This is a genomic window from Streptomyces sp. NPDC047886, from assembly GCF_043204435.1.
Classification (GTDB): Bacteria; Actinomycetota; Actinomycetes; order Streptomycetales; family Streptomycetaceae; genus Streptomyces.
Genome location: NZ_JBIDCF010000002.1, coordinates 951,334 through 962,953, shown reverse-complemented (window position 1 = coordinate 962,953; position 11,620 = coordinate 951,334). Strand labels below are relative to the sequence as shown.

At 74.2% G+C, this 11,620-nt stretch carries 9 protein-coding genes; 7 read left to right on the top strand and 2 right to left on the bottom strand.

Annotated features, from left to right (window positions below; all coding sequences use genetic code 11):
• Positions 1–67 precede the first annotated feature (67 nt).
• From ACGF5U_RS10060 to sucD, 4 genes are all read left to right on the top strand, one after another.
• Entirely contained in the window at positions 68–1,045 is a 978-nt protein-coding gene (locus ACGF5U_RS10060; RefSeq protein WP_392712047.1) for a hypothetical protein, read from the top strand.
• Positions 1,046–1,158: 113 nt separating this feature from the next.
• Positions 1,159–2,178 (top strand): hypothetical protein, encoded by a 1,020-nt coding sequence (locus ACGF5U_RS10055; protein ID WP_392712049.1) that lies wholly within the window; start codon positions 1,159–1,161, stop codon positions 2,176–2,178.
• A 279-nt stretch (positions 2,179–2,457) separates the two neighbouring features.
• Positions 2,458–3,636 carry an ADP-forming succinate--CoA ligase subunit beta gene (gene sucC / locus ACGF5U_RS10050; RefSeq protein ID WP_392712051.1) on the top strand — a complete coding sequence of 393 codons (1,179 nt, stop codon included), beginning with the start codon at positions 2,458–2,460 and terminating at the stop codon, positions 3,634–3,636.
• Between the two features lie 21 nt (positions 3,637–3,657).
• A complete protein-coding gene (gene sucD, locus ACGF5U_RS10045; RefSeq protein ID WP_392712053.1) occupies positions 3,658–4,542 on the top strand; it encodes a succinate--CoA ligase subunit alpha in 885 nt (294 codons plus the stop codon).
• A gap of 148 nt (positions 4,543–4,690) precedes the next feature.
• Here the strand turns inward: sucD and ACGF5U_RS10040 are convergent, their stop codons facing one another.
• Positions 4,691–6,109 carry a sigma factor-like helix-turn-helix DNA-binding protein gene (locus ACGF5U_RS10040; RefSeq protein WP_392712055.1) on the bottom strand — a complete coding sequence of 473 codons (1,419 nt, stop codon included), beginning with the start codon at positions 6,107–6,109 and terminating at the stop codon, positions 4,691–4,693.
• A 116-nt stretch (positions 6,110–6,225) separates the two neighbouring features.
• Between ACGF5U_RS10040 and ACGF5U_RS10035 the strand changes: the two genes are divergently transcribed.
• Positions 6,226–8,127 (top strand): DUF6350 family protein, encoded by a 1,902-nt coding sequence (locus tag ACGF5U_RS10035; protein WP_392712057.1) that lies wholly within the window; start codon positions 6,226–6,228, stop codon positions 8,125–8,127.
• On the opposite strand, the gene ACGF5U_RS10030 is transcribed toward ACGF5U_RS10035, so the two are convergent.
• The gene (locus tag ACGF5U_RS10030; protein WP_392712059.1) at positions 8,117–8,905 is read right to left on the bottom strand and encodes a hypothetical protein; all 789 of its coding nucleotides are present in this window, start codon (positions 8,903–8,905) and stop codon (positions 8,117–8,119) included. The genes ACGF5U_RS10035 and ACGF5U_RS10030 overlap by 11 nt on opposite strands.
• A 339-nt stretch (positions 8,906–9,244) precedes the next feature.
• Here ACGF5U_RS10030 and purN point away from each other — a divergent pair, with 339 nt between their 5' ends.
• Both purN and purH read left to right on the top strand, forming a co-directional pair.
• Complete coding sequence (gene purN, locus ACGF5U_RS10025) at positions 9,245–9,874, top strand: phosphoribosylglycinamide formyltransferase (protein WP_392712061.1); 630 nt, start codon at positions 9,245–9,247, stop codon at positions 9,872–9,874.
• Positions 9,861–11,414 (top strand): bifunctional phosphoribosylaminoimidazolecarboxamide formyltransferase/IMP cyclohydrolase, encoded by a 1,554-nt coding sequence (purH, locus tag ACGF5U_RS10020; RefSeq protein ID WP_392712063.1) that lies wholly within the window; start codon positions 9,861–9,863, stop codon positions 11,412–11,414. Before purN ends, purH begins: the two co-directional genes overlap by 14 nt.
• Positions 11,415–11,620: the final 206 nt, after the last annotated feature.

The following is an 11,620-nucleotide window of genomic DNA, read 5'->3' as shown; positions in this document are numbered from 1 at the left end:
GCTCGTGCAAGCATCGGCCGTCGTACGCGGATTCCGATCGTCCGCGCCGGGGAGGAATCCGCACACCGTGACCGTCGCCGCAGCAGCCGCAGCCGTTGCGCCCGCCGCCGTTACGCGCCTCGCGCGCCGTACGGCGACCGGGCGGGCGACGGCTGTCCTGCTGTTCCTCGGCGGGCTGTTCGGGCTCGGACTCCTCTGCGGCGGCAGCGCCCACGCGGCGGAGGGCGCGGCGGAGTCGCGCCAGCGCTCCGAGGCGGTCGCCGCACCCATGCGTGAAACCACCCGCCAGGCCGCCGAAGACGCCACCGAAACCGCCGGAACCGCCACCGCGACCGCCGGAACCGCCACCGAAACCGCCGGAACCGCCACCGCCGGAACCGCCACCGCGAGCGCCGCAACCATCGGCGCGGCCACGGAGGTCGCCGACGGCGTCGAGGCTGTGACGGCACCGCCCGCGACGGCTTCCGGCACGGTACGGGCGGCGGTCGAGCCCGTCCTGTCGACCGCGCGGGATGCGTCGAGCGCCGTGCGCGACGTCACGGCGGCGCTGCCGGTCCCGGACGCGCCACCCGAGACGGCGCCCGTGCTGCCGCTGCCGCCCACGGCACCCGGAGCGGACCAGCCGCGGCACTCCGCGCCGTCCACGTCCGGCACCGTCGACGCGGACGGCGCGGACGGCGCGGCCATCCGTACCGGCACGGACCGGGCGGACACCGCCCCGCCGCGTACCGGCACCGCCGCCGAACGGACCGCGTCCCCGTACACGTACGCGCACCCGGCCACGTCCGATGCCGACGCCGACAGCCTTCACGTGAAGGCGTTCGCGCCCGCCTCTCCCAGCCCCGTGCCCGCGCCCGGCGACCCCTGCGGTGGCGCGGCACGGCACCTCGCGGGAGACGGCGGCTCGTCGCGCGGCGCGGGCGACCAGCACGCCGTGGCGGACCGTACGGCCGCGCCACGCGGCCCGGTACACGGCGCCGGACTCCCGGCCACCGCCGCGACCACCGTCGACCGGCCCGGCGACGTTCTCGAATTCCCCGGCTAGGGCAGCCCTTCCCCCGCTCAAGACCTGCCGCGCGGGGGCGGGACAGGTCTGCCCGCCGTCTCCAAGAGCCCCTTCTTCAGGTCGGCTCGGAATTCGAAGGAATCGACGCACCCATGCACAAGAACATTCGCCGCTCCATAGCCGTCGCCGCCACGGCCACCGGTATGTGGGCGCTGGGCACCGCCGCCGCCAACGCGGACGAGCTGCCCGTCTCCATCCCGCTGTCGACGCCGGACACGGCCGTCGACGCGTCCGACGACGTCGTGGTCGGCGTGTCCGTCGACCTCACGCAGGACACGCCGGATGCCGAGGTCCGCGTTCAGGGCACCACGGTCGGCACCGATGACGTCCAGGCCCCGACCGTCCAGGCCCCCACCGTCCAGACTCCGGACCTGCAGACTCCGGACCTGCAGACCCCGGGCCTGCAGACCCCGGCCGTCGACGCGCCCGCCGTCCAGGCGCCGGGCACGCCCTCCGCCCCCTCCGTGCCCGATGTCACCGTGCCCGATGTCACCGGGCCCGACGCCGGCATCGACTACCTCTTCGGCCCCCTCGCCGCCTTCGCGCCGGAGCTGGAGCAGCCGCAGGCTCCCGACGCCCCTGCCGCCCCCACCGCCGCCGACGCCTTCGCGACCGCGTCCCCCATCGCCGACGGTGTCGCCGCCGACTTCCTGCCGCCCTACGCGGCCCGTGCCCTGGACGCGCTGCTCCCGTTCGCGGAGCAGACCGCCGGTGACGCGGTCGTCTTCGCCGACGGCACGGCGAACGGTGTCGTGGCGGGTGCGCAGCCGCTCGCGGCGGGTGTGGCCGCCGAGGTCCAGCCGTTCGGCCAGGGTGTCGTCGGTTCGGTGCAGCCGCTGGCCGAGGGTGTCGTCGGCTCGGCGCATTCTCTGGTGACGGCCGTCACCGACCAGGTGCAGCCGATCACCGACCAGGTGCAGCCGGTCGCCCAGGGCGTCGCCGGGTCCACCACGACCCTCGCGGGCGGCGTGGCCTCGCACACCCAGCCGTTCGCGCAGGGTGTGACGACCACGATGATGTCCGACGCCGACCCGCTCACCGGCAACGCCGTCGCGGGCGCCCAGGACACGGTCACGGCGATCACCCCGGACTACCTCCCCTACGGTGCCTGATCCGGTACGAAATCCGTAGTGACGGGCGGTCTCACAGCCGGTGGGACCGCCCGTTTGAGGCGCGTGTCTGTGACAGGTATCACCGCGCCGGTGTGATCTGCGATTTAGGGACCTACGGCCCTCAGGGATAACCTGCGAGACGGACATGCCGCGTCCACGGACACCGTGTACGCCTCCCCTGTGACAGCGCAGTCACGTTGCCCTCCGCCCGCCTGCCGGGCGCGCGGCACGCCCACGCAGACAACGGAACCGCGATCATCGGAAAAGGGACGGACGCGCGTGGACCTGTTCGAGTACCAGGCGAGGGACCTCTTCGCCAAGCACGGTGTACCGGTGCTGGCCGGTGAAGTCATCGACACGCCTGAGGCGGCGCGCGAGGCCACCGAGCGGCTGGGCGGCAAGTCGGTCGTCAAGGCGCAGGTGAAGGTCGGCGGCCGCGGCAAGGCCGGTGGCGTGAAGCTGGCCGCCACTCCGGACGAGGCCGTCGCTCGCGCGACGGACATCCTCGGCATGGACATCAAGGGCCACACGGTCCACAAGGTCATGATCGCCGAGACGGCGCCGGAGATCCTCGAGGAGTACTACGTCTCGTACCTCCTCGACCGCACCAACCGCACCTTCCTGGCGATGGCCTCCGTCGAGGGCGGCATGGACATCGAGGAGGTCGCGGCCACCAAGCCCGAGGCCCTCGCGAAGGTCCCGGTCAACGCCAACGAGGGCGTCACCATCGAGAAGGCCCGCGAGATCGTCGCGCAGGCGAAGTTCCCGGCCGAGGTCGCGGAGAAGGTCGCCGAGGTCCTGGTGACCCTGTGGCAGACCTTCATCGCCGAGGATGCGCTCCTCGTCGAGGTCAACCCGCTGGCCAAGGTCGCCTCCGGTGACATCCTGGCCCTCGACGGCAAGGTGTCCCTGGACGCCAACGCCGACTTCCGCCAGCCGGAGCACGAGGCGCTCGAGGACAAGGCGGCAGCCAACCCGCTCGAGGCTGCCGCCAAGGCCAAGAACCTCAACTACGTCAAGCTCGACGGCGAGGTCGGCATCATCGGCAACGGCGCGGGTCTGGTCATGTCGACCCTCGACGTCGTCGCCTACGCCGGTGAGGCGCACGGCGGCGTGAAGCCCGCCAACTTCCTCGACATCGGTGGCGGCGCCTCCGCCGAGGTCATGGCGAACGGCCTGGAGATCATCCTCGGCGACCCGGACGTCAAGTCCGTCTTCGTCAACGTCTTCGGTGGCATCACCGCCTGCGACGAGGTCGCCAACGGCATCGTCCAGGCGCTTGAGCTGCTCAAGTCCAAGGGCGAGGATGTCACCAAGCCCCTGGTCGTGCGCCTCGACGGCAACAACGCGGAGCTGGGTCGCAAGATCCTGTCGGACGCCAACCACCCGCTCGTGCAGCGCGTGGACACCATGGACGGCGCGGCCGACAAGGCCGCCGAGCTCGCGGCTGCGAAGTAAGGGACGAGGTTCACCAAAGCCATGGCTATCTTCCTCACCAAGGACAGCAAGGTCATCGTCCAGGGCATGACCGGCGCCACCGGCATGAAGCACACCAAGCTCATGCTCGGTGACGGCACCAACATCGTCGGTGGTGTGAACCCGCGCAAGGCCGGTACGACCGTCGACTTCGACGGCACCGAGGTTCCCGTCTTCGGCTCGGTCGCCGAGGCGATGGAGAAGACCGGCGCCGACGTGTCCGTCCTCTTCGTGCCGCCGGCCTTCGCGAAGGCCGCCGTCGTCGAGGCGATCGACGCCGAGATCCCGCTGGCCGTCGTCATCACCGAGGGCATCGCGGTCCACGACTCCGCCGCCTTCTGGGCGTACGCGAAGTCCAAGGGCAACAAGACCCGCATCATCGGCCCGAACTGCCCCGGCCTGATCACGCCGGGCCAGTCCAACGCCGGCATCATCCCGGGCGACATCACCAAGCCCGGCAAGATCGGTCTCGTGTCGAAGTCCGGCACGCTGACCTACCAGATGATGTACGAGCTCCGTGACATCGGCTTCACCTCCGCCGTCGGCATCGGTGGCGACCCGGTCATCGGCACCACGCACATCGACGCCCTGGAGGCCTTCGAGGCCGACCCGGAGACCGAGCTGATCGTCATGATCGGCGAGATCGGCGGCGACGCCGAGGAGCGTGCGGCCGACTTCATCAAGGCCAACGTCACCAAGCCGGTCGTCGGCTACGTCGCGGGCTTCACCGCCCCCGAGGGCAAGACGATGGGCCACGCCGGTGCGATCGTGTCCGGTTCGTCCGGCACCGCGCAGGCGAAGAAGGAGGCCCTCGAGGCCGCGGGCGTCAAGGTCGGCAAGACGCCGACCGAGACGGCCAAGCTGGCGCGCGCCATCCTGGCCGGCTGACACCGCCGTCGCCGTCAGGCACTGCGGAGGGGCCCGCTCCGGGGAACATCCCGGGGCGGGCCCCTCCGCGTCTCGCCTCACGTCTCGCTCCGCGTCTTGCTCCGTGCTCGTCCTCGCGTCTCGCTCCCGCGTCCTGCTTCCCGTCGGCTCAGCGGACGTCCGGTACGAGGCGTGGCGGCCCCTTCACCGGCTGGTCGCTCAGCCGGTCGCGGAGCTCCTCGTTCAGCTGGGTCAGCCGCTGCGGGCCGCTCAGCATGGGCACCCCGCCGACCGCGCGGCCGGGGGCCAGCGGTGGCTCGTAGCGGGTGGGGGCGGTGGCCAGCGTGACGGCGGTCGCCCCGACGATGAGCGTGCTGAGCCCGAGGGTGCTCCTGGTCCAGAGCCGGGCGCGGCGCTCGCTGCCGACGCGTACGGTACGGGCCGTCGACAGGACCATGGTCGGCCCGGTCGTGAGCAGTTCGGCTAGCCGCCGGTGCAGCGCGGCGGGGTCGCCGAGCTCGGGGAACCGTTCGGCGAGCGCCTCGCGCGCGTGCAGGAGCCGGTTGGCGGCGGCCGGGGTGCTCGCCTCCGTCTCGGCGGCCGTGTCCGGCAGGTCCAGGCCGAGCCCGTCGTACAGCAGGAGCGTGCGGCGGTACGAGGGTGGCAGGTCCAGCAGTGCGGCCCGCAGCGCCTGGTCGCCGCGTCCGCCCACGGGGACGTCGGGCTGTCGGTGCGCGCGGCGCAGCCGGTGCCAGGGCGACAGCGCGTGGTCGTGCGTCGCGGCACGGACCCATCCGGCGGGATCGCGGTCGACGGCGACCTCCGGCCAGCGCTCCCAGGCGCGGTGGAATGCCTGCTCGACGGCCTCCCGCGACAGCCGCCGCCGTCCGGTGAGCAGGAATGCCTGCTGTACGAGGCCGGGCGCGGCGTAGGCGTACAGCGCGTCGAACGCCTCGCCGGGGGTCGTCGCGACAGGCCGCGGCATACGGCGGTACGCGGGCCGGGTGGACATGGCGTCGCCCGGTGCGTCGCCCGGTGCGTCACCCGGGGCGCCGTCGGGGGCGCCGTCGGCCGGGGCGGAGGCCCGGGGTCGTCTCCCTGCCCCCGCGGCGGACGCGGCGTTGGCCGCCGCCGTGCGGCGGTCGAGCTGTGCGGCCGACACGACGGGGATGACCGGTACGGGTTCGGGACCGCTCACCGGCTCCGACGGACCCCGGGCCTGTTCGTGGTCCAGGTCCTGGCCATGGTCCTGTCCCTGTCCCTGTCCCTGGTGCCGGCCTTCGCGCCGCCCTCCGTCCGGCGGGGGTGGGCCGGAGGGGCGCGTGGTGCGGGACGGCTGGGTGGGTCTCGTGCTGCCGGACGGACCGGAGGCGGCGTCGGCCAGGGTGCCGAGCAGTCTCGCGTACGCCTCGCGCTTCCGTCCGCGCGGTGACGTCCGTCCCGTCTCCCAGGCCCGTACCGTCGCGCAGGTGACCCCCAGCGCCTCGGCGACCTGGTCCTCGCTCAGCGAACGTGCCTCCCGTCGGCGGCGCCGCTCCTTGGGGGAGGGCAGGGGCGGCGCGGGGCGGGTGGTGGTGCTCCGGGTCATGGGAGCCCTCCAGAAGCGCTGCACTCAACGGAAAAGTACATAACCGTATATTGAGCGACACAGCGGTCATTCGCCTGTTACGCGAATACAGCGCGTGTCGTTGGCAGCATGTTCGCGTGACCGACATCGTGAGCGGCAGCGCGACCGAGACGCCCGGCGGCCCGGCCCCCGACCTCGATGCCGTACCGGCGCCGGCCGAGGGGCCGGGCGTCCTCTACGGCGGGCGGCGTGCCGCGGTCGCCACGTCCTTCGTACGCGGTGCCGTCGCCGCGGGCCTCGGTCTCGGTTCACTGGCCGTCCTGGCGACCGTGGCATGGATCAGCTCCCCGTACCCCGACAGCGGGCCGACCGGCGCGCTGCACGTCGCCGCCGCCCTGTGGCTGCTGGCGCACGGTGTGGAGCTGGTGCGGCCCGGCACCCTCTCCGGCACCCCCGCGCCAGTCGGCGTCGTCCCCCTGCTGCTGGCCGCCCTGCCGGTGTGGCTCGCGCACCGTGCCGCCCGGGACGCCCGCGACCCCGGTGACGGCCGCCCCCGTCCCTCGGCGGCCGGCGCCGTGTGTGCCGTCACGGCCGGATACCTGCTGGTCGCGGCAGGTGCTGTCGGCTACGCGACGGGCGGACCGCTGTCCGTCGAACCGTCCGTCGCGGCGTCGCGCCTGCCGCTCGTGGTGGCGGCCGCGGCGGTGGCGGGGGTGTGGACGGCGCACGGCCGCCCGTTCGGTCCGCTGCCGGACCGGGTGCCGCGCCGGTTGCGGGTCGAGCTGGCCCGGACGCGGGTCGCGGTCGCGTCACGTGCGGCGGCCGCCGCCCTCGGGGTGCTGCTCGCGGGCGGTGCGGTGCTGGTCGCGGCGTCCCTGGCCTGGCACGGCGGCGCGGCGCGGGACTCTTTCCTGGTCCTGGCGGGGGACTGGTCCGGCCGTGTGGCGGTCGTCCTGCTGGCGCTGGCGCTGCTGCCGAACGCGGCCGTGTGGGGAGCGGCGTACGGACTCGGGCCGGGGTTCGCGCTGGGGACGGGGGCGACGGTCACCCCGCTCGCGGTGGTCGGCGGCGCCCCCGCGACGCCGGAGTTCCCGCTGCTGGCGGCGGTTCCGGTGAGCGCCGGTGGCGGCTGGCTCACCTGGTCGTGCCTGGCCGTCCCGGTGGTGGCCGGCGCGGTGGCGGCGCGGCGCACGGCCCGGGTGGCGGCGCCGCCGTTCGCCCGCCGCGACGAGGCGTGGACCGTACGCGAGACGACGTTCACGGTGCTGCTGGCGGCGGCCCTGTGCGGCCTCGCCACGGCGGCGCTGGCGGCGGTCGCGGGCGGCCCGCTGGGGAGCGGCGCCCTCGCGGAGTTCGGTCCGGTGTGGTGGCGCGCCGGCGGGGCGGCGTTCGCGTGGATGGCCGCCGTGGCCGTACCGGTCGCCCTGGCGCTGCGGGCCTGGCGGGTACGGGAGCGGAGGCCGCGCGCGGTGCCGGAGCCTCCGGTACGGCTGCCCGTGCCCCCGCCGGTGCCGCCGCCCGTCCCCCCGTACGAGGGGTTCGACGGGTACGGGACGGACGAGGCGGACGGCGTACCCCACAGTCCCGGCGCGGATCCCGGCGCGGATCCCGGCGGGGATCCCGGCGCGGAGTCGTACGGCTTCCTGCCCGCCGCGTGGGAGGGGCCGGGCGCCCGCGAGGCGCGCTGGGCGGCGCTGAAGGAGGCGTCGGGCGGCCTGATGGCGAGCACCGAACTCCCGGAGCGGATGCCGCCGCCATGGCCGCCGCGGCCGCCCGAGCCGCCGACGGCGACCGAAGCGCCAGAGCGGTGGGAGGGTCAGGAACAGTACGCGTCGCGAGAAGGGCCCGGAGCGTCAGGGCCGCGAGAAGCGCAGGAAGCGCCCGTCCCCGCGCCCCCGCCCGCCACTCAGCCCCCGGCGACCACGCCTGTACCGCCCCCGCCGACGGCTTCCGCGCCGCCCCCGCCGACGGCTCCTGCGCCGTCCCCGACGGCCACTCGGCCGCCTGCCGGTCCTGCCGGTCCTTCCGCTACTCCTTGACGCCGAAGACGTCGCGCAGCGGGTCGGGGAGCAACTCGTTGCAGGACAGCTGGCCGTCCTTGGTCAGGGCGTCGTCCACGCAGGTGTAGAAGTCGCGGTACACGAGCTGGATCGTGAACGTCGTCGCCACGATCATCAGCGCCAGCCCCGCCGTGACCAGTCCGCTCACCGCCGCCGTCGTCTGCGGGCGGCCGGGGGAGGCGCCGGCGGGTCCGCCGCCGGGAGGTGTCGTCCCGGTGACGGCGGCCTGCTGCGCGGTGCGGGACTTGGCGCGGAGGGAGCTGATGCCCCAGTAGAGCGCGAGCGAGCCGAGGAGCAGGGCGATCTCCGGCAGGTCGAAGACCGCGAAGAAGAAGGCCCACATTCCGGAGAGCAGCGCGTAACGCGCGCGCCGCTGGGCCGGGTCGGTCGGGTCCCAGCGCGGCTGCGGGCCGCTCTGGCCACCGCCGGGCCCGCCCTGCTGGTCGCCCTGCGGCCGGCCGCCGAAGCCGCCGGAGGAGCGGCCGGGCTGCCGGGGGCTCCACTGGCTGCCCCAGGAAGGGCGGTCACGGTCCTGACCGGAGGCGCCGGACCCGTGATCGTCGCCTCCGCGCCCGTTCCCACCGCGCCCGTCGCCGGTTCCGCCGCCGCCGTCGCTCCCGCCGTTGTCGGGGCGGCGCGGCTGCCAGGGCTGGTCCGGCCTGCCCTCGGGCGGCGGCGCGAACGGGTTGTTGTCGTCCGTGGACTGGCGTTCCCGCGGCAGGAGGTGGATGGCCGTGCGGCGGCGTCGGTCCGGCATGTGGTGAACGTCTTCCCCTCAGACCCCGGGCAACGCGCGCCCAGCGGGTCTTGTGTCGTCGTGTCCGTCCGTCGGGGACGGCTCTGCCCCTGACGCTACCGCCCGGCCCCGCCCCCGTCCCGTGGGGGCGGTGCGGTGTGCCGGTATCGTTGCTGACGGTCGGCTCGTTCGTAGAGTTCCCCGTATCCGGGAGTACGACGCGTTTGTACGACCATACAAAGTCGATCGCACGGGCCGACGGCGCGGAGCCGACCGCCCGGAACGGACCACACTCAGCCGACCACACACAGCCGCCCCGCACACAGCCGCACCGCACCGCAACGCGAAAAGAGTCCCCCTGTGGCCGCCGCCCCCGCCCGCCTCGTCGTCCTGGTCTCCGGGTCAGGGACGAACCTGCAAGCGCTGCTCGACGCCATCACCGCCGACCCCGACGGGTACGGCTCTGACGTGCGGGTCGTCGCCGTGGGCGCCGACCGCGACGGGATCGCCGGGCTGGAGCGGGCCGAGCGCGCCGGGGTGCCGACGTTCGTGTGCAAGGTCAGGGACTTCGAGACCCGTGACGCGTGGGACCGGGCGCTCGCCGATGCCACCGCCGCGTACGCGCCCGACCTCGTCGTGTCGGCCGGGTTCATGAAGATCGTCGGCAAGGAGTTCCTGGCGCGGTTCGGCGGGCGGACCGTCAACACGCATCCGGCCCTGCTGCCCAGTTTTCCCGGTGCCCACGGAGTGCGGGACGCGCTCGCGTACGGGGCGAAGGTCACCGGGTGCACCGTCCACTTCGTCGACGACGGCGTCGACACCGGCCCGATCATCGCGCAGGGCGTGGTCGAGGTGCGGGACACGGACGACGAAGCCGCTCTCCATGAGCGCATCAAGGAAGTCGAGCGCACGCTGCTCGTCGATGTCGTGGGGCGTCTGGCCCGGCACGGCTACCGCATTGAGGGACGAAAGGTTCATGTCGGTGAATAAGCCCATCCGTCGCGCGTTGATCAGTGTCTACGACAAGACGGGTCTTGAGGAGCTGGCCCGGGGCCTGCACGAGGCGGGTGTCGAGCTGGTCTCCACGGGCTCCACGGCCGGGAGGATCGCCGCAGCGGGCGTGCCGGTCACCAAGGTCGAGGAGCTGACCGGCTTCCCCGAGTGCCTGGACGGCCGCGTCAAGACGCTGCACCCGCGCGTGCACGCCGGAATCCTCGCCGACCTGCGCCTGGACGCGCACCGTGAGCAGCTCGCGGAGCTGGGCGTGGAGCCGTTCGACCTGGTGGTCGTGAACCTGTACCCGTTCAAGGCGACCGTCGCGTCGGGTGCCGGGCCCGACGAGTGCGTCGAGCAGATCGACATCGGCGGCCCGTCCATGGTCCGCGCCGCCGCGAAGAACCACCCCTCCGTGGCGGTCGTGACGTCCCCGGCCCGGTACGGCGACGTCCTCGACGCCGTGAAGTCCGGCGGCTTCGACCTGACCGCGCGCAAGCGGCTCGCCGCCGAGGCGTTCCAGCACACCGCCGCGTACGACGTCGCCGTCGCTTCCTGGTTCGCGTCCTCGTACGCGCCGGCCGACGATTCGGCGTTCCCCGACTTCATCGGTGCCACCTACGCGCGCCAGAACGTCCTGCGGTACGGCGAGAACCCGCACCAGGGCGCCGCACTGTACGTCGACGGCGAGGGCGGCCTCGCCGAGGCGGAGCAGCTGCACGGCAAGGAGATGTCGTACAACAACTACACGGACACCGACGCCGCGCGCCGGGCCGCGTACGACCACACCGAGCCCTGCGTCGCGATCATCAAGCACGCCAACCCGTGCGGCATCGCCATCGGAGCGGACGTCGCCGAGGCGCACCGCAAGGCGCACGCCTGCGACCCGCTCTCGGCCTTCGGCGGCGTCATCGCGGTCAACCGCCCGGTATCCGTCGCGATGGCGGAGCAGGTCGCCGAGATCTTCACCGAGGTCATCGTGGCCCCGGACTACGAGGACGGCGCCGTCGAGGTGCTCGCCCGTAAGAAGAACATCCGTGTGCTGCGCGCGGAGGGCGCCCCCGCCAACCCGGTCGAGGTGAAGCCGATCGACGGCGGCGCGCTCCTCCAGGTCACCGACCGCCTCCAGGCCGACGGCGACGACCCGGCCAACTGGACCCTGGCGACCGGCGAGGCGCTCTCCGCCGCCGAGCTGGCCGAGCTGTCCTTCGCCTGGAAGGCCTGCCGGGCCGTCAAGTCCAACGCGATCCTGCTCGCCAAGGACGGCGCGAGCGTCGGCGTCGGCATGGGCCAGGTCAACCGCGTCGACTCGGCGAAGCTCGCGGTCGAACGCGCCGGCGCCGAGCGCGCCCAGGGCGCCTACGCCGCGTCGGACGCGTTCTTCCCGTTCCCCGACGGCCTGGAGATCCTCACGGCCGCAGGCGTCAAGGCCGTGGTCCAGCCGGGCGGCTCGGTCCGCGACGAGCAGGTCGTGGAGGCCGCGGAGAAGGCGGGCGTGACGATGTACTTCACGGGCACGCGCCACTTCTTCCACTGACGGTTCCCGTCACAGACACGACCGGGGCGGGGGGGGGCCCCGCCCCCCCCCCCCCCCCCGGGGGGGCGCGCGCGGGTAGCCCCGGGGGGCGGGGGGGGCGTGGGGGGGGGGCGGGCGGGGGCCCCGCCCCCCGCCCCCCCCCCCCCCGGCCCCCCCGCCCCCCCCCCCCCCCCCCGCGGGCGCGCCCCCCCCCCCCCCCCCCCCCC

What these genes read in the sequence shown, in the direction of transcription:
- ACGF5U_RS10055 (WP_392712049.1), top strand. Translation starts at nt 1,159, where the DNA reads ATGCACAAGAACATTCGCCGCTCCATAGCCGTCGCCGCCACGGCCACC.
- ACGF5U_RS10030 (WP_392712059.1), bottom strand. Translation starts at nt 8,905, where the DNA reads ATGCCGGACCGACGCCGCCGCACGGCCATCCACCTCCTGCCGCGGGAA.
- ACGF5U_RS10040 (WP_392712055.1), bottom strand. Translation starts at nt 6,109, where the DNA reads ATGACCCGGAGCACCACCACCCGCCCCGCGCCGCCCCTGCCCTCCCCC.
- purH (WP_392712063.1), top strand. Translation starts at nt 9,861, where the DNA reads ATGTCGGTGAATAAGCCCATCCGTCGCGCGTTGATCAGTGTCTACGAC.
- sucD (WP_392712053.1), top strand. Translation starts at nt 3,658, where the DNA reads ATGGCTATCTTCCTCACCAAGGACAGCAAGGTCATCGTCCAGGGCATG.